This window comes from Moraxella canis, from assembly GCF_002014965.1.
Taxonomy (GTDB): Bacteria; Pseudomonadota; Gammaproteobacteria; order Pseudomonadales; family Moraxellaceae; genus Moraxella; species Moraxella canis.
In genome coordinates, this window is the sequence record NZ_MUXT01000001.1 from 154,203 (window position 1) to 176,640 (window position 22,438).

Here is a 22,438-nt window from a genome sequence, read left to right on the forward strand (position 1 = left end):
TTTAAGAATTCAAAACAGTATAATACCTTCCTTTTTGCATAATTTCAGGGAAGCTTTTTGCCACCGCAAATTAAAAGGTCATTTTTTTATGTTTAAACTCATCTTACGGCGTACTTTAGAAGCCATTCCAACGCTGCTTTTTTTGATTACCATTTCCTTTTTTATGATGCGCTTGGCGCCGGGTAGTCCTTTTACAGGTGAGCGCAACCTGCCACCTGCTGTGATGGCAAATATCGAAGCCAAATATAATCTTAATGATCCGCTGTGGCTGCAATACTTAAATTATCTAAAGCAGCTACTGCATGGCGATTTTGGACCTTCTTTTAAATATAAAGACCATACCATCAATGAGCTATTGGCTCAGCAGCTGCCAATCTCTGTCGAGATCGGTTTGTATGCGTTTATCATTGCGGTGGTATTTGGGGTGTTATTTGGTATCCTTGCGGCACTCAAACAAAACAGCTGGATCGATTATACCCTGATGACCTTTGCGATGGCAGGGGTTGCCATTCCTAGCTTTGTCAAAGCACCGCTGATGGTTTTGATTTTTGCGGTGACACTCAAATGGTTTCCTGCAGGCGGCTGGAACGATGGCGCGTTCATGAACCTTGTGCTGCCCGTCACGGCGCTGTCTTTAAGCTACATTGCCAGTATTGCGCGTATCACCCGTGGATCGATGATTGAGACCATGAATTCACCATTTATTCGTACTGCGCGCGCCAAGGGATTGCCGCTGCATTATATCGTCACCAAACACGCGCTGCGTCCTGCGATGCTGCCTGTGATTTCTTATCTTGGTCCTGCATTTGTGGGCATTATTACAGGCTCGATCATCATTGAGATGATTTTTGGCTTGCCTGGTATTGGTCAATTATTTGTCAATGGCGCACTCAATCGCGATTACAGCTTGGTGCTGAGTTTGACAATTTTGGTAGGCACTTTGACCATTTTATTTAATGCCATCGTTGATATTTTATACGCCGTCATCGATCCAAAAATTAAGTACTAAGTAAGGGATTTTTATGTCAAATCAAATGCAAACGGCAGCCATGCCGACGACGATCAAAGAAGTCAAAGGACGCAGTTTATGGCAAGATGCATGGCGACGCTTTTCACATAATAAAGCTGCCTTGATCAGCGGCTTTGTCCTGCTACTGATCACGCTATTTGTGATCATCGTGCCGATGGTCGCCCCTTATGGCTATGCCGATACCGACTGGGCAAATATGGCGGCAGCACCTTCTATTGAAACCAAGCATTATTTTGGTACTGATAATTTGGGTCGTGATTTATTGGTGCGTGTGGCGGTCGGCGGTCGCATCTCGCTGATGGTGGGGATTGCTGGCGCGCTTGTGGCGGTACTATTTGGGACAATTTACGGTGCCATCTCAGGCTATGTCGGCGGTAAGGTTGATATGCTGATGATGCGCTTTGTGGAAGTCTTGAACGCCTTTCCGTTTATGTTCTTTGTGATCTTATTGGTGACCTTATTTGGGCGCAATATCATTTTTATCTTTGTGGCGATTGGCTTGGTGTCTTGGCTTGACATTGCGCGTATCGTCCGCGGTCAGACCCTTAGCCTAAAAAACAAAGAATTTATCGAAGCGGCTCATGTTGGCGGCGTGTCAGGCTGGAAAATTGTGACTCGTCACATCGTCCCTAATGTCTTGGGTGTCGTGGTGGTCTATGCGTCTTTATTGGTGCCTGGCATGATTATGTTTGAATCTTTCCTAAGCTTTTTGGGCTTGGGCGTCCAAGAGCCGATGACCAGCTGGGGTGCGCTACTTCAAGAAGGCGCTCAAACCATGCAGGTGTCACCTTGGCAGCTGATCGTGCCTTCGGTATTTTTGGTGATTACGCTGTTTTGTTTTAACTTTATCGGTGATGGTCTGCGCGATGCGCTGGATCCAAAAGATCGCTAATTTATGGATAAATATCAAGGTACACGCCTACCTTAGGAGAATTATATGGCATTATTAAAAGTTAATGATTTAAAAGTAAAATTTGCCACCGAAGAAGGCTTGGTCACCGCCGTCAATGGACTTAATTTTAATTTAAATCAAGGCGAAACCCTGGGGATCGTCGGTGAGTCTGGCTCTGGTAAATCCCAAACCGCCTTTTCCATCTTGGGGCTGCTTGCCAAAAATGGTCATGCTGAAGGCTCTATCAAGTTTCGTGATAAAGAACTGGTGGGATTATCCCAAAAAGAATTCAATAAAATTCGTGCCAACGAAATCGCCATCATCTTCCAAGATCCGATGACAAGTCTCAATCCCTTCATGAAAGTTGGCGATCAGCTGGCGGAAGTGCTCATCTTGCACAAGGGCATGAATAAAAAAGAAGCTTGGGAAGAATCCATTCGGATGCTAGACGCCGTCAAAATCCCAGAAGCTCGTAAGCGCATCGGCATGTATCCACACGAGTTTTCAGGCGGTATGCGTCAGCGTGTCATGATTGCGATGGCACTGTTGTGCCGTCCTAAGCTTTTGATCGCCGATGAGCCAACCACCGCGCTGGATGTGACGGTTCAAGCTCAGATTATGGCGCTATTAAATGAGCTTAAGCGCGATTTTGAGACCACCATCATTATGATCACCCACGATTTGGGGGTCGTTGCAGGTACCTGTGATCGTATTTTGGTGATGTACGCTGGCCGCACGATGGCGTATGGTAAAACCGAAGAGATTTTTTATAATCCAACGCATCCTTACACCATTGGGCTGCTAGGCGCCATTCCGCGCCTAGATGGTCATTCCGAGCGCTTGACCACCATTCCTGGCAACCCTCCGAATTTATTAAATCTGCCTGCTGGCTGCCCATTTGTTGAGCGCTGTGAATACGCGATGGACATTTGCCGCACGACACCGCCAGAGCTAAAATTTCTACCCAATGAGCGTCAGCGCGCCTGCCATTGGCAACATCCCAACTTACCTGCCGGAGAATAATGCATGAGTACCCCATTATTACAAGTTCGCGATGTACAAACGCATTTTAATATCCATAAAAAAGGCGCGTTTTTTTGGCAAAAGCCTGCCACGCTTAAAGCAGTCAGCGGCGTATCATTTGATCTGAATGCTGGCGAGACCTTGGGCATCGTGGGTGAGTCAGGCTGCGGAAAATCTACTTTGGCGCGCACGATCATTGGACTTGTCAAAGCCAAATCAGGCAGCATACGCTTTAATGGAGAAGAGCTGGTTGGCATCTCTGAAAAAGCTTGGAAAACCAAACGCCAAGAAATTCAGATGATCTTCCAAGATCCGCTGGCTTCTTTGAACCCCAGAATGACCGTCGGCGACATCATCGCTGAGCCACTGCGCACACATCACCCTGAGCTTAAAAAAGACGAAGTTCAGGCGCGCGTGCGTGAGATGATGTCCAAAGTCGGTTTATTACCCAACTTAATTAACCGCTATCCGCATGAGTTTTCGGGCGGTCAATGTCAGCGTATCGGGATTGCACGCGCACTGATACTGCGTCCTAAGCTGATCATCTGTGATGAGCCTGTATCGGCGCTTGATGTCTCCATCCAAGCCCAAGTCATCAACTTACTCCAAGAAGTCCAAAAAGAGATGGGGCTTGCGCTGATTTTCATTGCGCATGATCTTTCGGTCGTCAAACACATTTCCGACAGAGTGCTTGTCATGTATTTAGGTCACGCTGTTGAGCTAGGGACCGATCAAGCTGTATATGATAAACCCACCCATCCATACACCCAAGCTTTGATGAGCGCGGTGCCACTGCCCGATCCAGAAGCTGAACGCAATAAAGAAATTCAGCTGCTGCCAGGCGATCTGCCAAGCCCCATCAATCCGCCGTCAGGATGTGTGTTTCGTACGCGTTGCCCAAAAGCCACCGACGCATGCGCACAGACCGAGCCTGTGCTAAGCGGACGTGATGATCATCAAGTCGCCTGCTTATACGCTGAAGTTTGATTTCGTCGCCTCGAGATGCTAATTTCGAGGCGATTTTTGATGAGTCATGTTTCACCATTTACCGCTCAAAATCAAAGCTGATCCATCCTTGCAAAATCTGCCGCTACCCCCATGTTTATATCACTTTTATTCGGTGGCACAGATTATGACTCACATTTTTGACACACTCACAGCAGAAGAAAAACCCACTTTCAAAGATCATTTGACCGACAAACTACACGAACTAAACCTCCCTTCAGACACAGTAGAGGCATTTTATGATGCTCGAAATCTGCCTTGTCCAATGCCCTTATTAAAAGCCAAAGTCACGCTGCGTCAAGTCGCTGACAACCAAGCGCTGTATCTGATCGCCACCGACCCAAACTCCCAAAAAGACCTGGTGGCTTATTGCACCAAAAACGCTCTTATTGTACATACATGGCACAGTCATGATTTGATCAATGATGCGCCTGTTTATCACTTTATCATCATCAAGCCTACAAACTAAGATCAAATTGCATTTATAAAAGATCAGCCCAAAGAAAATCAAGGTTAGTCAATTTTTACAGATTGTAAAATTTATGTGATTCAAAGATTGGAGACTAGCTAATTTTTAGAAAATTGCCTACAATAGCACTAAGATTTTGAGAATAATACAGGGACAAAATGGCACCCAAACGCACCCAAGATAACGATAATGATTATGATCAAGACTATGACGGCTATGATGATGCGTATGACGATGAGCTTGATGAGGATTTGATCGAAGCGCTTGATGGCTTTCATGAGGTTGATGATGAAGAATACGCCGAAGTCATCGAAGATATGGATGATTATGGCGATATCAATGCACCCAAAGATGCTACCACCCCTAAGACTCAACGCAAGCCATCTGATACAGATACTATCGCCACGCGTGATTTGGTGCCTGCCATGCCGACACATTTGGCGGCGCCCGGGGTAAATTTGGGCGCATACATCAATACCGTACATCAGATTCCTATTTTGACGCCTGAAGAAGAGCGTGCCTTGGCGGAGCGTTATTATAATGATGGCGACGTTGAAGCGGCTCGGCTGCTTGTGATGAGCCACTTAAGATTTGTCATTCATATTGCACGCAGCTATTCAGGATATGGCTTGTCCCAAGCTGATCTGATCCAAGAAGGCAATCTTGGCTTAATGAAAGCCGTCAAGCGCTTTGATCCTAATAAAGGGGTGCGTCTGGTCAGCTTTGCGGTGCATTGGATTAAAGCTGAGATTCATGAATTTGTGATCAAAAATTGGCGCATCGTTAAGGTTGCCACGACCAAAGCGCATCGTAAATTGTTTTTTAATTTACGCAGTCTAAAAAAATCCTCCAATCAGCTGACCTTAGATGAAGCAACCGCCATCGCCAATGACCTAAATGTGACCGTCAAGCAAGTTTTGGAGATGGAATCGCGCTTGACCAGTTATGATGCCTCTTTTGAGGCGCAAGATTCGGATGATGACGAAGGACGCTATGCTCCTCAGCTGTTTTTGGAGGATGCTGTCAATCCTGCCGATGTCGTGGAAGAGGCAGATTGGGAGGAAAATACCACCACTGCACTCAAAGATGCGATGGAGACTTTGGATGAGCGCTCTCGTGATATCATCACGCAGCGTTGGCTCGCTGACCAAAAATCCACCTTGCATGAACTTGCGGCAACCTATAATATTTCTGCCGAACGCGTCCGTCAAATCGAAAAAAACGCCATGAATAAAATCAAAGAAGCCATCACCCTTGATCGCATGATTATTGATGAATAAAAGGCTTGATTTGGCTGATTTATTTTGACTAATTTGTTGTATTTTAATTATCATCATATAGAAGACTGTTATGACTCCTAAGATCAATTGGCTTTCGGTGGCTGCGCTTAATCTTGCCTTAGGCGTCGGCTTAGGGGCATTTGGGGCACATGGGCTAAAGCGCATCGCTGATGAGTATGCATTGCAGATTTGGCAAACTGCAACGCTATATTTATTCATTCATGCTTTGGGGTTGTTAGTCATTGGAGTTTTACATCATATCGGACGCTATCGCTCCGCTTTGGCAGCGTTATTATTACAGGTGGGGATTGTAATATTTTCAGGCACACTGTATGCCATGGCGCTTGGTGCACCTCGTTGGCTTGGTGCGATCACACCCATCGGCGGGACTTTATTAATCATCGGTTGGCTTGTATTTGCCTTACAAATCGCCAAAACCACTCGCTCAATTTAAGTCAATTTAATCAAAATTTAGACCATGAAACAATTCACTTTAAACGGACAACCGACCGAATCGGATCATTCAACGGTATTTGAGCTGCTTGATGCCCAAGGCTTGACCCAAGGGCGCTTTGCGGTAGAAATCGACGGGATGCTCGTGCCAAAATCACGCTTAACCGCCACAGAGCTAAAGGACGGCATGAGTATCGAAGTCGTGCAAGCCGTTGGCGGTGGCTGATACACGCCTGATAGATAATAAGCACAGTCTGAGCCAAATTTTAAATACGCCAAAAAATACCCAATGATGATCAAATGCCTGTTAGAGATCGTCATTGGGTATGTTTTAATATCGCACAGCTTGCCTAATTTTGCAAGCAGTTTTGTTGTGATCTTGTATTAATCTGCCTGATGCCGCCTTGACAATCCAAACAAATATCGATAAGTTAATTAAAATCATCTGAAAAATCAAGGATCAAGGAGATGTCATGACCATTCGCATTGCCAGTATTCAGCTAAATAGCCAAACCGACATTGATGCCAATCTAAGCACGATCAATGATGCCGTCAGCGAAGCCGCCCGTCACGGTGCTAAGTTCATCACATTACCCGAAAATGCTTGCGTCATGGGTCGGCAGACTGAGCTAGCTGATCGCTTTGATGAAGTTTGCCAGTTTTATCAATCGCTAGCCAAGACGCACAGCGTGCATCTGTTGGCAGGCACTTTGCCTTGCCCGACTCGTCCTGATGGCAGCGATGTGCGTGAAGATCTTGTTAGACAAGTCAGCCTGCTGATCGATGATCAAGGTGATATCAAGGCACGCTATGATAAAATTCATCTGTTTCGAGCGACCGTTGATGATAGCACAGGCAGCTATGATGAAGGCAAAACCTTTGAGCATGGCGACAAGTTGGTGTGTCAGCCATGCATCATTGATGGGCAGGCGGTGAATGTTGGCATGATGATTTGTTTTGATGTCAGATTCCCTACCCTTGCTCAGAGACTAAGGCAAATGGGGGCGGATATTATCACTGTACCAGCGGCTTTTACGCATCGCACAGGCGAGGCGCACTGGCAGATGCTCCTGCAGGCGCGCGCTTTAGACAGTCAGTGCCTGATCGTCGGCTCAGCCCAAGGCGGCACCCGTCAGATCGGTAGTCGCACACGCGAGACTTGGGGTCACTCCATGATTGTGGATGCGCATGGGCAAATCATGGCAGACAGTGGCAGCGCTGATGTCGCAGACAGCGGATATTGTATTGTTTATGCCGATTATGATGCCGATCAGCAAGCCAAAGTCCGCGCTAGCATGCCGATTTTTGATTGTCATCGCTTGGCGTAGTACGCCTGCTAGCAGCTCACTTTAGGATGCTTCGGTAAGTTAGTCCGCCCATGCCATTTTGAGCACCGAGGCGACCACCCATGGCGTCACCAACACCGTGATGATACTGCCTGCCGCCAATAATGCCAATGTCGGCAAGCCATTTAACCCTGTGGCATATAAATCCACTGCACCAGTAGCAAATATCAGCACAGGCAGCTGCATGGGTAGCGCAATCAATGGCACAAGGACCGCGCCATTTTTAAGTGTCAAAGTCAAACTACTAGCGATGGCAGATAAGCCAAGCAAAATCGGAGAACCCACAAAGATCGAAACCATCAAGATACCCGCTTCGCCAAACGGCATCTCAAACAGCACAATCACCAATAAGGATAAGACCGCTACCACGCCTGCACTAAAGAGCCAATGCACCAAAAGTCGCGCCAAAACCCAAATGGTCAAGGGTGCTTTGGCGACCACCATCTGTGCCAAGGTGCCATTATCAAATTCACTGCGGAATAAATCATCCACGCCAATCACTAAGGCAAGCAAGGCAGCAATCCACACCGCCGACGGTGCCAATCTGAGCAAAAGCTGTGGCTCATTACCAATCGCCAAGGGAAATAGCGTAATGATCAATAAAAACAGCACCAAAGGATACAGCCACTGAACTGCGCCTTGGCGTTTAATTTGCCATTCGCGGGCAATCATGGTCAAAAAAGGATGAGTCATCATAACGCAAATTCCGCCAAATTCAGCTGTCGATTTGCAGCTTTTGTCGTCTGATGACTGGTCATCAGCACCGCCCCGCCCGTCTTAGCAAATGCCAAAATACGCGCCTCAAGCCCCTGAACCATGGCAGTATCCAGTGCCGTCAGCGGCTCATCAAGCAGCCAAAATGGCGCCTCATTTGGTGTCAAGACAAATAAGCGAGCCAATCCCACTCGGCGCATCTGACCTGCCGACAGCTGAACGCTTGAGACATCTTGCAGCCCCTCAAGCCCCACTTGCCATAGCGCCTCATCAATCAGGTCATCATCTGCATCCACACCATATAATGACAGCAAAAATCGCAAATTTTGTGCTACGGTCAGCGCCGTACTGATGCCAAGCTGATGCGAGACATATACCATGCTGCCAGTACATAGACAGGTGCCATTAACAATAGGTAATAGCCCTGCTATCTGAGACATGAGCGTCGTTTTACCCAAGCCATTTTCGCCGATCAGATGGCACACATCGCCCGCCCCTAAGCTCAGTTGCACCCCTTGACACAACACAAAATCACCGCGCTGTACATCCAGTGCCTCAATCCTAAGGATCGGCTTATGATCAGTCTGATAAGGTAAAGTCGCTGTGGTCATGGTATGGTCAGGGTTAATCATGAAAAAATGCGATCCGCTGAATGTCGCTGCATAAGGCTAAACCTAAATTTTACCATAACCACACCAAATAAAGCTATGCCAAGCCGATACGATCGCCAAGTATTAAGTAGCACCGTCCCCACCGACTCATAAATACACACAAGCGCACTGTAAATTTATGGTACAATGAACTTTCATACATCTTGGAGCTTATCATGCGCCTAAAAACCTCATTAATCTTGGCTTTGGCTATTGTGACTGTTGGCGTGAGCGCTTGTGCGACCACCGCATCACAATCCGCTCAAACCCCGCAAACTGTCGATCATGTGCGTCTAGATGATTATTTGGGCACATGGTATGAAATTGGGCGCTTGCCAATGAGCTTTCAAAATAAATGTACGCACAATGTCACTGCCAATTATACTCTCAAAGACAATGGCAAAATCAAGGTCTTAAACACTTGCCAAACTAAAGACGGACAAATGTCAGCAGATGGCGAAGCCTACCCCATCGATGGTACCAATGCCAAGCTTAAGGTCAGTTTTTTACCAAGCTTTCTCAAAAAACTGCCAATCGGTCAAGCTGACTATTGGGTGCTAGCTACTACAGAAGATACCCAAAACTACACGTCTGCCTTGGTTGGTACGCCTGATCGCAAATATTTATGGGTGTTGTCACGCACGCCAAGCCTTGATGAGCGCATTTATCAAAACTATCTGGATATCGCGCGCCAAAATGGCTATGATTTGAGTGCGTTTAGCAAAACGCCTCAAAAATAAGCCAAAGTGACATTTATACTAACTCTCAGTTTGATTAATGGTAATGATGCTCTGCCTTAAAGATTGACAATCTACCGATCGCCATCCGAAGATCGGTATCTTTGGTTTGATAGCTTGATTGGCTTTTATTAAATAGTTAAACTAATTTAGTCCAAGCTATCGCACTACCAAAAAGTTTGCTATGCTATCTATAATAGCCCTTCAAATTTTGCTTATTGACCAACTTGCTGAATGCGATGAAATTATTAAAAAAATTAAAATCTTTACTCAAGACATCAGATGCCGAAGTTTCAAAAAAGCGCACTCAGCCCATCGCCGAGCCTGAATCAGAAGTAAGCCAGCAGCCCATCACCGATCGCCTCATGCAGTATTTGGAGCGCCACAGCTGGCACTATGAAGCACGCTCAAGCAACAGTTCGATAACGCCACCAGTTCATCATCTGATCGTATTATTTAGTGATACTGAACACCAGTGGACCTGCGTGTTTCGGATTAATGAAAAAAGCCAACTTGTTTCTATCTTTGGCGTTTTACCTGAGGTGGTGCCGCACAGTCATTTTGCGATGATGCTGATGGCGATCGCGACAGCGAATTTATCCATCCCATTTGGCAGCATTGAGCTTGATCCAACTGATGGGGAGGTGCGCGCCAAAGTCAGCCTAGATGCTGAATTTACGCCACTGAGCGATAAAGCTTTGGGCGTGCATTTGCAAGGCGTAGCAAGCCTAACTGAGCTTGCCCAAAGGCTGTATGATGATGTGCTTTATGAGCCCGACCCTAGCCCCATCGCTACCGATTACCTGCAGCACCCTACCGATGTCCATACCCAAGACTCATCAGAGCAATACTATGAGCCTACCGATCAATATCAGTGATCGGCTTGATCGTATTTTATGTATTTTAGTTAAGTCATGCTAAAAATTGCTTATTCGCCCCTGTTTTGCCATACTGTCCCAGACAGTCATCGTTTTCCGATGGCAAAATATGAACTCATCCCCAAAAAACTGCTTGCCGATGGCATCATCACGCAGGATAATTTGTTTCACCCACAGCTTTTGTCCGAAAATGAAATACTCACCACCCATACGCCCAATTACTGGCATAAGCTCAAAACAGGCACATTGAGCCCCCAAGAAATCCGCAAAATCGGACTGCCAATGTCGGCAGAGCTGGTGAAGCGTGAGCGTTATATCGCGCATGGGACTTATGAATGTGCGTTGTATGCCAAAAAATACGGCATATCCTTGTCGGTATCAGGTGGCACGCACCATGCTTTTGCCGACCACGGCGAGGGCTTTTGTGTGTTTAATGACATCTGTATCGCCAGTCATCTACTCTTAAATCGCAAAGAAGCTCAGCGGATTTTGATTGTGGATTTGGATGTTCATCAAGGCAATGGTAATGCGTCTATCATGGCAAATCATCCCCATGTTTTTGTGTTTAGTATGCACGGCAAAAAGAATTATCCGTTTTATAAACCGCCGTCTGACCTAGATATAGAGCTCGATGACGGCACGGGTGATGAGATGTATTTGGCGATATTGGGCGAGACCCTACCTAAGATTATCCGTGAGTTTGACCCTGATATGCTGTTTTATCAAGCAGGCGTGGATGTGCTGGCGACGGATAAACTGGGTAAACTGTCACTTAGTATGGCAGGCTGCTATGAGCGAGACAAGCTGGTACTCACCACCGCCCACAAGGCAGGTATCCCTGTGGCGGTGGTCATGGGTGGTGGCTACTCACCTGATATTGAGACAGTGGTGGAGGCTCATTGTGGGGTGTTTGGGGTGGTTTGGAAAATCATAAAATGATACCCTGCTGCTTTTTTATGATTTTAACTTGCTCAATTCTTGTATGTGTCATTGGGTTATTTAGCATATGACTATGCATAGGTCTCTTTGAGTGACAGTCTACACACAGCGCTTCTAGGTTGCTGTCATTACACTCATATTTATTACCATTTTTATGATTAGTTTCTAATAGACCTTGATTATTTATCAAAACCACGCCACATTGTTCACACGTCCAATTTTTTCCTTGTCTATAATTACGACTAATTTCAGTCCAATGTGGGGGATATACATTCAGTGGTGATTTAGAGCTTGAAAATCCATCGTTATCTGATAGGAATTTTGGGTACTCTTCAAAAAATTTTGAAATTGTAAATCTTGCAACACAATCATCTTTTTGTGCCTCAGTCCAAGTATTAACAGAATAACCTTCCCAACCTAACACATCTAAACAATTTTTACAAACATTTAATCGCACTTCTTTTTTGATTGGTTTGTTTCCACTAATAATATTAACAAAAAATATGCCTGTTTCATTTTGAGTACGAACGTATCTACCTTTTCTGTTATTTGTAAACATATTTCGCAAGGTTGAACATTTTGCGATATGAAATCTAGGTAAGTTATAATGACCATAATTGCTAACGTCTCTAATATAGACAATAATTCGTTCATTATTGTAAGTTAGTGTATGGTCGCTTAATGGTGTAATTTCTGAAATATTTTCAAAATCCTGACCTTCGCCATTTAGTAAGTCCCTAATACCTTGAATTTGACTATCACCAAAATTTCCATAAGTATATCTGTCAATTCCCATTTTTGCTTTTAGGGAATTGAGTTTATTGTCTTGAAAGAAATTTGGTAAATTAATTATCATTTATTTTGCCCTAAATCATTGATGATTTGTTGAATATGCTCATCCGCATTGGTTCTTACTTTAAACTCAACACGTTGCGAACCTTGTTGGTTTTCTGTACCGTCATCATTGTATATAAGTTTAGATGACGATAAACCATTCGCGGTTAAAATTCCTTTTACCCAATCTTTATTTTGTGTGTTTGTGCTGACAAGAGCATATTGCAAGACACTTAATGTACGAGCTTGTGATAATTGCATATTTAAAAAATAGGCTTGATTATCATTTATACCAATTCTCCATTTACTTGATGTATGACCTTCTATGCGGATTTCTTCAATATTATCTTTATACTTATCTTGACTTAATATTTTAATGTACCTAGGAAAGAAATCATTTAATATTATGGCAAATTGTGGTTTTAGAGTAGATTGACCTGTATCAAATAGTACATCAGGAGATTTAAAGCGAATAACCAAATTTTTGCTATCACATTCGGCATGCCATTTTATTAAATCCTTGGAAAATTCTGCACATAAATCTCTACCTAGTTCATCTTTTGAAGCAGTATAGCTTGATACAGCATTACTTACTCTGAGCATATATAGTACAGCTATAAGCATAAACATCATCATCAAGCCTGTCATCAGGTCAGCAAGTGGTATCCAATGTTGTTCAGAATTTTTAGCCATGTTATCTACCATACTGTCTTGTGATTTGAGATATTTGTGCTAAGGCATTTGATAGCTCATTATAATCTCTTACGAATTTCTCTGTCATGGCTCCAAGTTGTCCACCAAGTCCCGTCAAAGATTCGGTGAGAGCTTTTTCAATACCTTGCTGTAAAGCACCGGTCTGCCTTTCAGTATTGGTAGCTAACTCACCAATTCTTCTATGAAATTCTTCATTTGAATTTTTCATGGTGTTTGCAATACCAAGTATTTGATTTTCTATTTGTGGCAAATTATTGGAGGTCTGATTTACTAAATTAGATAGTGTGGTTAATTGATTTTGGATAGATTCTCTCTGCGTATTTAAATTGCCTAACGTCTTTTCTAAATTATCAGCTATTGATTGGAAGTTTTTAGCTTGCTCAACGAATACATTAAAATCCTTAATTATTTGATCTGAATTATTTACTACGCTATTCAAATTATTACTTATTTTATCAAAATTAAAAATAATATTATTTAATGAAGCTGTACTTGTATCTATGTAATCAGTATACTGTTTTTGCCAAACTAGAATTTTTCCAACAGCTTCATTAAGTTGTTTAAAGTTTTCACCAAACTGCTCGTTAATTTTGGCATTAAAATCTTTAATCACATCCTCTAAGGCTTTTACCAACTCATCAGACGAAGATTGTGCAATATTTTTTAACGCTTCATTTTGTGATTGTATGGATTGTTCCAAAAGACGGTTATTATCTTCTCTAAGCTGTCTAATTTCCTCAATTAAAATCCTATTAAATTCTTCGTCATAATCTTCATCATAAAAAGGCAAGATTATATCTCTAATTTTAAAAGTTAAAGCACCGCCCACACCAAAGACAGAAGCCCAAAAAGCAGTTTTTAGACTATCTAACAATGCAGGTACGCTATCTTGTATATTTGTAACATTAAATTGTAGCAAACCAAATGCAATCGCAAAGAAGGTTGCAAAAATTCCAAAAGTTGTTAAAAGCGTTGGAGCTTTATCAGAAATATTTTTATCATATCGCACATGAAAGATAAAGCAGAGAATTACAATAACTATTATGAAAAACAATGTTTCAAGTGGCAAAGAAGACATAACATTCATAAAAACTCATACAAATTATAGTTGCGGATTTGTGGTAATCAATAGCGTATCAAAGAATACGCTATCTTTAATGCAATGAATGAGAATTACAAATTCCCAAGCTCCCCCAACTGCTTCTCCACTTCCCCAATCTGAGCTTCTAGCTCAGAGAGTTTGGTTCGCTCGGCTTCTACCACAGCCGCAGGCGCTTTGGCGACAAAGCCTTCATTGGACAGCTTTTTGGCAATACCGTCTGCTTGAGCTTGCAGTTTATCGCGCACTTTTTGTAGGCGGGCGATTTCGGCGGTCGGGTCAATCAAGCCTTTCATAGGTACCAGTACTTTGAGTGAGCCAATCAACGCTTGTGATGACAATGGCACTTCATCATTCTCGCCCACAATCGTCAGACTCTCCACCTTGGCAAGGGCTTTAAACTGACTGTCAATGCGTACCAGACTTGCTTGCTGTTCATCGCTCGCCCCTTGAATCAGCACAGGCAGACGCACAGCATTGCCCAGTTTCATCTCGCCACGGATATTACGCACCGCACCGATGAGGCTTTGTAGCCATGCCATGTCGCTTTCGGCTTGTTCGTTGATTTTGCTGTCATCACATTCAGGATAGGCACTTAGCATGATACTCTCGCCGCCCTTACCCAGTAGTGGTGTGATGGTCTGCCACAGCTCTTCGGTGATAAAAGGCATAATAGGATGAGCAAGGCGTAGAGCGACTTCTAGCACGGACAGTAGCACACGGCGGATTTCTGACTTTTGCTCACCACTGACAGCCGGGTCATTTAGCACAGGCTTGGTCAGCTCCAAATACCAATCGCAGTACTCATTCCAAATAAAGTCATAAATCGCCTGTGCCGCCAAATCCAAGCGATAGGTCTCAAACGCCTGTGCCACCGCTTTTTCACACTTTTGTAAGCGGCTGACAATCCACTGCTCAGGCAAGCCCCATAAGTCTGGGTGAGGTTCTGTGCCAATCGCTTGCTCTTGGCAGTTCATCAGCACAAAGCGGGTGGCGTTATAGATTTTATTACAAAAATTGCGATAGCCTTCCACACGTTTTAAATCAAAGTTGATGTCTCGTCCTGTGCTGGCTAGGCTGGCAAAAGCAAATCTCAGGGCGTCTGTGCCAAAAGCAGCGATGCCGTCAGCAAACTCTTTGCGAGTAGCTTTTTCAATTTTGGGGGCATCTTTGGGGTTCATGAGTCCCGTGGTGCGTTTAGCGACCAGACTTTCTAAATCAATGCCATCAATCAAATCCAGTGGGTCAAGCACATTGCCCTTAGATTTGCTCATTTTTTGCCCTTCGCCGTCACGCACAAGCCCATGCACATAGACGGTTTTAAAGGGCACTTGTGGCTTGCCGTCTTTGTCTTTGACAAAATGCAGCGTCATCATAATCATACGAGCCACCCAAAAGAAAATGATGTCAAAGCCAGTTACCAAGACGCTCGTTGGGTGGAATTTTTGCAAGATGTCATTGTCAAAATCTTTGTTGGTGCCTGTCCAGCCAAGCGTACTAAACGTCCATAACGCCGAGCTAAACCACGTATCTAGCACATCATCATCTTGGCGTAGAGAGATGTCGCCTAGGCTGTATTTGGCACGCACTTCGGCTTCATCACGCCCCACGTAGATACCGCCTTTATCATCATACCACGCAGGGATGCGATGACCCCACCACAGCTGACGGCTGATGCACCAGTCTTGGATATCACGCATCCATGCCATGTACATATTGGTGTACTGTTCAGGCACAAATTTAATGTCGCCGTTTTGCACCGCTTCTATGGCAGGTTTGGCAAGGGGGGCGATTTTGACATACCATTGGTCGGTCAAAAGTGGCTCAATCACCACACCAGAGCGGTCGCCTTTGGGGACTTTTAGGGCGTGCGGTTCGATTTTTTCAAGCCAGCCTTCATTTTGGGCTTGTTCGATGAGTTTTTTGCGGGCGACAAAGCGGTCAAGCCCTGCATAGTCGCTCGGTGCCGGTGGATTTTGACTGATTGGCTCGCCTGCTTTGGCTATGTAGTCAAAGTGATTAAGCACGCAGCCATGTAAATCAAAAATGTTGATAAGCGGCAATTCATGGCGTTTACCCACATCATAGTCATTAAAATCATGGGCAGGCGTGATTTTGACGCAGCCTGTACCAAAGTCTTTTTCCACATAGTCATCAGCGACAATCGGCACTTCACGCCCTGTAATGGGCAAGACAATCATTTTGCCAATCAGATGCTGATAGCGTTCATCATCAGGGTGGACAGCAACGGCGGTATCACCAAGCAAGGTCTCAGGGCGAGTGGTTGCCACCACCAAATAATTTTTGCCGTCTGTGGTGGTGAGATTTTTGTCAGCAAAATAATACTTAAAATGCCACAGCGAGCCTTGTTCGTCATGGCTTTCTACTTCTAAGTCAGATAAGGCGGTTTGCAGTTTAACATCCCAGTTTACCAAGCGCTTGCCTCGATAAATCAGCCCGTCTTCGTGCAGACGCACAAACACTTCTTTGACCACGTCCGACAGCTCATCATCCATGGTAAAGCGTTCACGAGACCAGTCCACCGATGAGCCCAGACGGCGGATTTGGCGAGTGATGTTGCCACCAGATTGACCTTTCCATTCCCACACTTTTTCAATAAACTTCTCACGCCCCAAGTCATGACGGCTAAGCCCTTGCTGCCCCAGCTGACGTTCCACCACCATTTGGGTGGCGATGCCAGCGTGGTCGGTGCCAGGCTGCCATAGGGTGTTATAGCCTTTCATGCGATGATAGCGAGTTAAGGCGTCCATGACGGCATTGTTAAAGCCATGCCCCATGTGCAAAGAGCCTGTAACATTTGGCGGCGGCAAAACGATAGAAAAGGAGTTTTCTTTATCAAAAGTGGGCTTAAAATAGCCATGATTTTCCCAAGTGTCGTACCATGTTGATTCGATATTTGCTGGATTATAATTGGTTGATAAATTGTCTGCGCTCATGGGATCACCCTCTGATAATTTATAATAAAAAGTGAAATTTAACAGGCTATTTTACCGTAAATTCACCAATTTGTGGGGATTTTCATGGCGGAATTTACGGCGCATGGCATTTATTTACTAAATGGTTTGGTTTATGTAATTTTAATTCATGACTTTTTATTAAACTGTCATTATCGTATAATAAAATCAAAATAAGGGTAATTTGACTGACTCAAATATAATGAAAGCGCCTGCATTGGGCGTCTTTTATTTTCATTTCTCCAAATAAATAGGTGTAAAAATGTCTATGAAAATCGGCTTTAAACCTATACCATTCGTCATCGCCATCGTACTTGCGGTGATCATTCTCTTAATTCCGACACCTGAGGGCGTGACCGATCAAGCATGGAATTTGCTTGCGTTATTTGTTGGGGTTATCGCAGCGATTATCGGTAAAGCGATGCCCATTGGCGCACTTTCTATTTTGGCGATCACTTTGGTTGCTGTCACAGGGATCACGGTGGCTGATGGCGGCAGCGCTAATGATGCCATGAAAGATGCGCTGTCAAGCTTCGCTAATCCATTGATTTGGCTGATCGGGGTGTCTATCATGATCTCTCGTGGACTGCTAAAAACAGGCTTGGGCGCGCGCATTGGTTATTTATTCATTGCCATTTTTGGCAAAAAAACCTTGGGCATCGGCTACAGCTTGGCTTTTAGTGAGCTCATCTTGGCACCTGTCACGCCCAGTAATACCGCGCGCGGCGGCGCGATCATGCATCCCATCATGCGTGCGATTGCAGACAGTTTTGATTCATCACCAAGCAAAAACACCCAAGATACCATCGGTAAATATCTTGCTTTGGTGAATTATCACAGCAACCCCATCAGTTCAGCCATGTTCATCACCGCCACAGCACCAAACCCACTGGTGGTGAATCTGATCGCTGAAACCTTGGGCAGTGAGTTTCGCTTAAGCTGGAGTCAGTGGGCATGGGCGATGCTGATTCCAGGCTTAGTGGCATTTGCGCTGATGCCGCTGGTGCTGTACTTTGTCTATCCACCCAAAATCAAAAACACGCCCAATGCCGTGACATTTGCCAAAGAAAAGCTGTCTGACATGGGCGCGATGAGCCGTGACGAAAAAATCATGTTGGCGATTTTTGCCATTTTACTACTGTGCTGGGCAGGCGTGCCAAATTTATTGTTTAATTTTCCCATTGATGCGACTGCGACTGCCTTTATTGGTTTAAGTTTGCTGCTATTGACAGGCGTGCTGACGTGGGAAGATGTGACTTCCGAAAAAGGCGCTTGGGATACGATTGTATGGTTTGCTGCTTTGATCATGATGGCGACATTTTTAAATAAGCTTGGATTGATCGCATGGTTTTCATCCAGCCTTGAAACAGGCATCGCAAGCTTGGGTCTGGGCGGCTTGTCGGCAGGTCTGTTGTTGCTGATCGCCTATATGTATGCACATTATATGTTTGCCAGTACGACAGCGCACATCACCGCGATGTTTGGGGCGTTTTTGTCGGCAGGTATCGCTTTGGGTGCCCCACCGATGCTTTTTGCCCTATTGATGGCAGCAGCATCAAGCATCATGATGACTTTGACGCACTACGCCACCGGTACTTCTCCGGTGATCTTTGGCTCAGGTTACACCACTTTACCAGAATGGTGGAAAGCCGGCTTTGTGATGAGTGTGGTTAATATCGTGGTGTTTACGCTGATTGGCGGTCTGTGGTGGAAGGTTTTAGGCTATTGGTAACCTTAAATAAAAAAGCGGATATTGATCCGCTTTTTTAATGTATTTTTTATGGAAAATGGGTGATCGTTTTAGATGCTAAAGCAAGATAAACCCTGATGAACAGCCTAATTCGACCTGCCCAAATGTGCGATCACAGCATCATATCCTATCTGATAATTGGGATAGCTTAGCCAGTCACCATCAATGTTTGCGATGATTCGCTTACCGCTAGGCGGCGCAGGGATGGGCGCTGGAGATGGGAGGTTTAGCCTTTTTGCGATATGGCTAAGCACCTCAAAGCTTGTGGCGGGCGTGTTATCTGTCGCAAGGTACAACGGCTTAGGACGATCACTGACCAAAATTTGATACAAGCAATTCACCAAATCGCTATCCATGATGCGATTGGTATAATGATGGCGTGGGATGCCTTCTAGGTGAGCTCTGCGCGCCTGCTCAATGAGCCTTGTGCTATTTTTATGATAAATCCCACCGGCGCGTACGATGATGGCGCGATCACCAAACGTCTGCCAAAGCAGATCTTCAGCATCTTTTAATACTTGAGCGGTATCGGTCGCAGGCTGTGCAGGCGTGGTCTCATCAACCCACTCGCCTTGATTTTTTTGACCATACACAGAGGTGGATGACACGAATAATACCTGCTCAAGCTTTTGGTGCCATTCGCACGACTGATTCGCCAAATCTACAATGTGCTGACACACCGCCAAATAGCTTTCTTGATAATCCAAAGCCGACGCTCGCCCTGTGCTCGATGGCGTGACAATGATGGCAAGATGAGTGATCTGTTTGACATCATCCAAAACCAAATCCCTGGCATCTTTTTGTAAAAAATAAATACGCTCAGCCAAAGCCCCGTACTCATGCAAGCTTCTGGCCACTGTTTTAACGGTATGAGAGTTTGCCAGGCTTTTCGCCAACGGCTTGCCAATACTGCCTTGACCGATAATTAAATAAGTTGCCATCTTAAAAATACCTTTGCACCGACAGCATGGCTTGTGTCGCATAATCGCTGTTGAGTTTTTCGCGCTTGGCGGTCAGACGCACGGCATGATAACGCGCGACATCTGCCTGCATACCGACACTCACAGCAGGCTGTAGATAGCCTGAGCGCATGCCTGGTGCGTCATCAGAATGATAATAATAAGGCAATGATACCTCCACCAAGCCGCGCAACCGGTCTGTGGCATAATGTACACAGCCCAAATCAGCACCAAGCCCAATGCGATAGCCTTGATTGATCCGCCCTGCTTGGACACCCCCTCCTGCCAATGCATAGCAGGTGGTGTCAGCGATCTCGCCGCTGCCTGGACGCGGCTGACCAAAATTCCAAGCTTTGCCTTTTTTAATGTGTGCATCAAATACCAAGTGATCGTTATTGGCCTGATTTGACGCATCAATGACCTGCGTCAAGCCCACGCGAAGTGCTGAGGCTTGACCCACACCTTTTTTGGCAGTGGCGTTATTTTTGGCGGTATTTGCCGGATTCAGGCTTCGGGTTGAAAAGATGGTAAAATCTTTGATCTTAACCTTTTGATCATCAGCGATTATCTCAAGTGACATCGCCTGCAGATCAAGCAAAGGACGCACTCCATGTGGATTATCCAGCCAGTCTTGATATGCGGTGTTTAATTGAATGCCGTAAACTGCGCGATCATCCAGCCGAGTATCCATCCCAGCACCGACACCGATACGATGCACTGGCATTGAGTGGATGGGATTATTACGGCTAGGGACGATATGAGCAATATCAAAATCTTCGCCATTATTCAGTTTAGCTTGGCGGATGGTTGAATTTGAGGGGATAAATTTTTGGTCTGTCACCATGCCTGCCTCGCTCAAGATCGCTGCGATGCGCGAGGGAATGACGACATTGCCGACTTCCGCTTGCACACTGCCTTCAGGACGAACCACATCAATCAGTCTGACAATTTCGGTCGCGCAATTATCATGGGTAAAAAAATACGGACGCTCCATATCTTTGACTTCCCAAATATGGCGGACAATTTGTGCTACTTCTTCGGGAGTAAGGTCTAAGCTAAATTGCCACAAATCTCGCTCATCTTTGACCAAATAATCATCTGCCTTTTTTTGATAAGGCATGATTTCCATCACACCCGGATAGCCGCCAGAGATGGATTTGAGCGTCGAGACGATGGCGCCATCAGGGCTGTTAGACTGTACGGTGTAATTGATCGCGGTGGCAGCTTGGTCTTCGTCTTGTCCATTATCAGCGCGCATCAGCACATGCGCAAAGGCAGACGCGATGTTATTGGGGTGCTCTTCAGCAAAAATCAGCGACAAACGCTTGGCATTCAGCGCATCAGCAAAGGCTTGAAAATCGCTGCACATCGTCTCATCAATACCACTATCAATGCCGTGCGCCGCCAAAGCCTGACTTAAAAAATGTACGCGTGCAACAAAACGACAAATCGCATCGTCATCACCTTTTTGCATAGCAGAAAGTGTGGCGATAAGTTCAGCATGCGCATCTTGCCGCCCCTGATCAGATAAGAAAAACTTAGGATGATCAATACTGCTGACATCGCGCCTTGACGGCTGATCTTTGAATAGCAGCAGTCGTCGCCAGCCTACGGATTGACTGATGCTTTGTAAGGCTTGATCACTGAGTCCATAAGGTGTCATCGCCTGACTGGCTGCTGTGGCGGCTAACTCGTCTTGCATGCTTAGCGCTCTTGACTGGATTTGGGTGCCGTCAGTAATGGCATTGGCAGCATAAGTCGGCAAACTTATCACAAATGGCAGCGTAAAGATGCCCAAAGAGATGGCGCTAAATTTCGTGGCGTGCTTCATGGTATTTTCCAACAATCCAAATAACATGGCTCATTGTAGCACAGCTTAAGCTGAGTCATTGACTGTTTTTGGTGTGATAAACTGTGCTAAAATGAGGGATTATCAGTCAAATCGGTATGTCTTATGTGTTCAGCTTTTGTGATACAAGATGGCATCTTACAAGGTGCAACATTCATCAAATCTGAAAATTTCAATGCTCGCCCTGCCGATAAAACAGGCTTAATTACCGGCATCGTTATCCATAATATCAGCCTGCCCCCGTCGCAGTTTGGACAAGTCAATGCCGATGGGCTGCATCATGTGAAGGCTTTTTTTCAAAATCAGCTAAACCCCGATGACCATCCTTATTTTCAAGACATCCACACCCTAAAAGTCTCAGCGCATTTATTCATTGAACGCGGCGGCAGCGTCACACAGTTTGTCAATTTTAATGATCGCGCTTGGCATGCCGGCAGATCATGTTATTTGGGTCAGGCAGAGTGTAATGACTTTACCATTGGCATTGAGCTTGAAGGCTCAGATGATAAGGCTTTTGAGAAGGTTCAATATCAGGTGCTTAGCCAAATCATTGCTGCCATTTATCGCGCCTATCCTGCCACACGCCGTCATTTGATGGGGCACAGCGACATCGCACCAGGACGCAAAACCGATCCAGGCGCCTATTTTGATTGGCAAAAGCTGCGTGCTTTGGTCGCTCAAATGATGACTGATTCGCCCATTGAGTCAGCCAAAACTGCCTAAAAAAACTGCCTAAATTGATCAAGTCATGATCGCTTGACATGTTAGCTTACAAAATTTTTATAACTTTTATTGACAAAGTATCCAAGAAAACTGAGCAAATTACTAAAAAACCAAGTAAA

21 protein-coding genes and 1 pseudogene are annotated in these 22,438 nt (G+C 45.1%); 14 read left to right on the forward strand and 8 right to left on the reverse strand.

Annotation, left to right across the window (positions count from 1 at the left end; all coding sequences use genetic code 11):
* The first annotated feature begins 88 nt into the window (after nucleotides 1-88).
* From oppB to B0180_RS00730, 9 genes are all read left to right on the forward strand, one after another.
* Nucleotides 89-1,009, forward strand: coding sequence for an oligopeptide ABC transporter permease OppB (gene oppB / locus B0180_RS00690; protein WP_049236371.1), 921 nt, complete (start codon nucleotides 89-91; stop codon nucleotides 1,007-1,009).
* Between the two features lie 13 nt (nucleotides 1,010-1,022).
* Nucleotides 1,023-1,922, forward strand: coding sequence for an oligopeptide ABC transporter permease OppC (gene oppC / locus B0180_RS00695; RefSeq protein WP_049236373.1), 900 nt, complete (start codon nucleotides 1,023-1,025; stop codon nucleotides 1,920-1,922).
* Between the two features lie 45 nt (nucleotides 1,923-1,967).
* Nucleotides 1,968-2,945, forward strand: coding sequence for an oligopeptide ABC transporter ATP-binding protein OppD (gene oppD / locus B0180_RS00700; protein WP_078255220.1), 978 nt, complete (start codon nucleotides 1,968-1,970; stop codon nucleotides 2,943-2,945).
* A 3-nt stretch (nucleotides 2,946-2,948) separates the two neighbouring features.
* Nucleotides 2,949-3,932, forward strand: a complete 984-nt coding sequence (gene oppF / locus B0180_RS00705; RefSeq protein ID WP_078255221.1) for a murein tripeptide/oligopeptide ABC transporter ATP binding protein OppF — start codon at nucleotides 2,949-2,951, stop codon at nucleotides 3,930-3,932.
* 145 nt (nucleotides 3,933-4,077) lie between these two features.
* Nucleotides 4,078-4,419 carry a sulfurtransferase TusA family protein gene (locus B0180_RS00710; protein ID WP_233424881.1) on the forward strand — a complete coding sequence of 114 codons (342 nt, stop codon included), beginning with the start codon at nucleotides 4,078-4,080 and terminating at the stop codon, nucleotides 4,417-4,419.
* 425 nt (nucleotides 4,420-4,844) lie between these two features.
* On the forward strand, nucleotides 4,845-5,699 hold the full coding sequence (gene rpoH / locus B0180_RS00715; RefSeq protein WP_204371699.1) for an RNA polymerase sigma factor RpoH: 855 nt from the start codon (nucleotides 4,845-4,847) through the stop codon (nucleotides 5,697-5,699).
* 70 nt (nucleotides 5,700-5,769) lie between these two features.
* Nucleotides 5,770-6,153 carry a DUF423 domain-containing protein gene (locus tag B0180_RS00720; RefSeq protein ID WP_078255224.1) on the forward strand — a complete coding sequence of 128 codons (384 nt, stop codon included), beginning with the start codon at nucleotides 5,770-5,772 and terminating at the stop codon, nucleotides 6,151-6,153.
* Nucleotides 6,154-6,177: 24 nt separating this feature from the next.
* Nucleotides 6,178-6,378 carry a sulfur carrier protein ThiS gene (gene thiS / locus B0180_RS00725; protein ID WP_078255225.1) on the forward strand — a complete coding sequence of 67 codons (201 nt, stop codon included), beginning with the start codon at nucleotides 6,178-6,180 and terminating at the stop codon, nucleotides 6,376-6,378.
* Nucleotides 6,379-6,625: 247 nt separating this feature from the next.
* The gene (locus tag B0180_RS00730; RefSeq protein ID WP_078255226.1) at nucleotides 6,626-7,480 is read left to right on the forward strand and encodes a carbon-nitrogen hydrolase family protein; all 855 of its coding nucleotides are present in this window, start codon (nucleotides 6,626-6,628) and stop codon (nucleotides 7,478-7,480) included.
* Nucleotides 7,481-7,519: 39 nt separating this feature from the next.
* Here the strand turns inward: B0180_RS00730 and B0180_RS00735 are convergent, their stop codons facing one another.
* Both B0180_RS00735 and ccmA read right to left on the reverse strand, forming a co-directional pair.
* Nucleotides 7,520-8,194, reverse strand: a complete 675-nt coding sequence (locus tag B0180_RS00735; protein ID WP_078255227.1) for a heme exporter protein CcmB — start codon at nucleotides 8,192-8,194, stop codon at nucleotides 7,520-7,522.
* Nucleotides 8,191-8,876: pseudogene (ccmA, locus tag B0180_RS00740) on the reverse strand (heme ABC exporter ATP-binding protein CcmA). The gene B0180_RS00735 and the pseudogene ccmA overlap by 4 nt, the downstream one beginning before the upstream one ends.
* Nucleotides 8,877-9,038: 162 nt before the next feature.
* Here ccmA and B0180_RS00745 point away from each other — a divergent pair.
* From B0180_RS00745 to B0180_RS00755, 3 genes are all read left to right on the forward strand, one after another.
* On the forward strand, nucleotides 9,039-9,602 hold the full coding sequence (locus tag B0180_RS00745; RefSeq protein WP_078255228.1) for a lipocalin family protein: 564 nt from the start codon (nucleotides 9,039-9,041) through the stop codon (nucleotides 9,600-9,602).
* A 236-nt stretch (nucleotides 9,603-9,838) separates the two neighbouring features.
* On the forward strand, nucleotides 9,839-10,477 hold the full coding sequence (locus B0180_RS00750; RefSeq protein ID WP_078255229.1) for a type III secretion system chaperone family protein: 639 nt from the start codon (nucleotides 9,839-9,841) through the stop codon (nucleotides 10,475-10,477).
* Nucleotides 10,478-10,513: 36 nt separating this feature from the next.
* Nucleotides 10,514-11,416 (forward strand): histone deacetylase family protein, encoded by a 903-nt coding sequence (locus tag B0180_RS00755; RefSeq protein ID WP_078255230.1) that lies wholly within the window; start codon nucleotides 10,514-10,516, stop codon nucleotides 11,414-11,416.
* Here the strand turns inward: B0180_RS00755 and B0180_RS00760 are convergent.
* From B0180_RS00760 to B0180_RS00775, 4 genes are all read right to left on the reverse strand, one after another.
* A complete protein-coding gene (locus tag B0180_RS00760; RefSeq protein ID WP_078255231.1) occupies nucleotides 11,406-12,272 on the reverse strand; it encodes a hypothetical protein in 867 nt (288 codons plus the stop codon). The genes B0180_RS00755 and B0180_RS00760 overlap by 11 nt on opposite strands.
* Nucleotides 12,269-12,943, reverse strand: a complete 675-nt coding sequence (locus tag B0180_RS00765) for an OmpA/MotB family protein (RefSeq protein ID WP_227538688.1) — start codon at nucleotides 12,941-12,943, stop codon at nucleotides 12,269-12,271. The genes B0180_RS00760 and B0180_RS00765 overlap by 4 nt, the downstream gene beginning before the upstream one ends.
* Nucleotide 12,944: 1 nt before the next feature.
* Nucleotides 12,945-14,051 (reverse strand): hypothetical protein, encoded by a 1,107-nt coding sequence (locus B0180_RS00770; protein ID WP_078255232.1) that lies wholly within the window; start codon nucleotides 14,049-14,051, stop codon nucleotides 12,945-12,947.
* Between the two features lie 86 nt (nucleotides 14,052-14,137).
* Nucleotides 14,138-17,020, reverse strand: a complete 2,883-nt coding sequence (locus B0180_RS00775; RefSeq protein WP_078255233.1) for a valine--tRNA ligase — start codon at nucleotides 17,018-17,020, stop codon at nucleotides 14,138-14,140.
* Between the two features lie 292 nt (nucleotides 17,021-17,312).
* On the opposite strand from B0180_RS00775, the gene B0180_RS00780 reads away from it, so the two are divergent.
* Nucleotides 17,313-18,770, forward strand: a complete 1,458-nt coding sequence (locus B0180_RS00780; protein ID WP_205276520.1) for a DASS family sodium-coupled anion symporter — start codon at nucleotides 17,313-17,315, stop codon at nucleotides 18,768-18,770.
* 104 nt (nucleotides 18,771-18,874) lie between these two features.
* Here the strand turns inward: B0180_RS00780 and B0180_RS00785 are convergent, their stop codons facing one another.
* The gene (locus B0180_RS00785) at nucleotides 18,875-19,729 is read right to left on the reverse strand and encodes an NAD-dependent epimerase/dehydratase family protein (protein WP_078255235.1); all 855 of its coding nucleotides are present in this window, start codon (nucleotides 19,727-19,729) and stop codon (nucleotides 18,875-18,877) included.
* A gap of 1 nt (nucleotide 19,730) precedes the next feature.
* Complete coding sequence (locus B0180_RS00790; protein WP_078255442.1) at nucleotides 19,731-21,578, reverse strand: Lnb N-terminal periplasmic domain-containing protein; 1,848 nt, start codon at nucleotides 21,576-21,578, stop codon at nucleotides 19,731-19,733.
* 123 nt (nucleotides 21,579-21,701) lie between these two features.
* Between B0180_RS00790 and ampD the strand changes: the two genes are divergently transcribed.
* Nucleotides 21,702-22,319: a 1,6-anhydro-N-acetylmuramyl-L-alanine amidase AmpD gene (ampD, locus tag B0180_RS00795; RefSeq protein WP_078255236.1), complete on the forward strand. Its 618-nt coding sequence runs from the start codon at nucleotides 21,702-21,704 to the stop codon at nucleotides 22,317-22,319.
* Nucleotides 22,320-22,438 lie beyond the last annotated feature (119 nt).

Coding starts and splice junctions, on each gene's coding strand:
- oppC (WP_049236373.1), top strand. CDS start 1,023: ATGTCAAATCAAATGCAAACGGCAGCCATGCCGACGACGATCAAAGAA.
- B0180_RS00770 (WP_078255232.1), bottom strand. CDS start 14,051: ATGAATGTTATGTCTTCTTTGCCACTTGAAACATTGTTTTTCATAATA.
- B0180_RS00750 (WP_078255229.1), top strand. CDS start 9,839: ATGAAATTATTAAAAAAATTAAAATCTTTACTCAAGACATCAGATGCC.
- B0180_RS00790 (WP_078255442.1), bottom strand. CDS start 21,578: ATGAAGCACGCCACGAAATTTAGCGCCATCTCTTTGGGCATCTTTACG.
- B0180_RS00745 (WP_078255228.1), top strand. CDS start 9,039: ATGCGCCTAAAAACCTCATTAATCTTGGCTTTGGCTATTGTGACTGTT.
- oppB (WP_049236371.1), top strand. CDS start 89: ATGTTTAAACTCATCTTACGGCGTACTTTAGAAGCCATTCCAACGCTG.
- thiS (WP_078255225.1), top strand. CDS start 6,178: ATGAAACAATTCACTTTAAACGGACAACCGACCGAATCGGATCATTCA.
- B0180_RS00760 (WP_078255231.1), bottom strand. CDS start 12,272: ATGATAATTAATTTACCAAATTTCTTTCAAGACAATAAACTCAATTCC.
- ampD (WP_078255236.1), top strand. CDS start 21,702: ATGTGTTCAGCTTTTGTGATACAAGATGGCATCTTACAAGGTGCAACA.
- B0180_RS00785 (WP_078255235.1), bottom strand. CDS start 19,729: ATGGCAACTTATTTAATTATCGGTCAAGGCAGTATTGGCAAGCCGTTG.
- oppF (WP_078255221.1), top strand. CDS start 2,949: ATGAGTACCCCATTATTACAAGTTCGCGATGTACAAACGCATTTTAAT.
- B0180_RS00775 (WP_078255233.1), bottom strand. CDS start 17,020: ATGAGCGCAGACAATTTATCAACCAATTATAATCCAGCAAATATCGAA.
- rpoH (WP_204371699.1), top strand. CDS start 4,845: ATGCCGACACATTTGGCGGCGCCCGGGGTAAATTTGGGCGCATACATC.
- B0180_RS00735 (WP_078255227.1), bottom strand. CDS start 8,194: ATGATGACTCATCCTTTTTTGACCATGATTGCCCGCGAATGGCAAATT.
- B0180_RS00730 (WP_078255226.1), top strand. CDS start 6,626: ATGACCATTCGCATTGCCAGTATTCAGCTAAATAGCCAAACCGACATT.
- B0180_RS00765 (WP_227538688.1), bottom strand. CDS start 12,943: ATGGCTAAAAATTCTGAACAACATTGGATACCACTTGCTGACCTGATG.
- B0180_RS00710 (WP_233424881.1), top strand. CDS start 4,078: ATGACTCACATTTTTGACACACTCACAGCAGAAGAAAAACCCACTTTC.
- B0180_RS00755 (WP_078255230.1), top strand. CDS start 10,514: ATGCTAAAAATTGCTTATTCGCCCCTGTTTTGCCATACTGTCCCAGAC.
- oppD (WP_078255220.1), top strand. CDS start 1,968: ATGGCATTATTAAAAGTTAATGATTTAAAAGTAAAATTTGCCACCGAA.
- B0180_RS00720 (WP_078255224.1), top strand. CDS start 5,770: ATGACTCCTAAGATCAATTGGCTTTCGGTGGCTGCGCTTAATCTTGCC.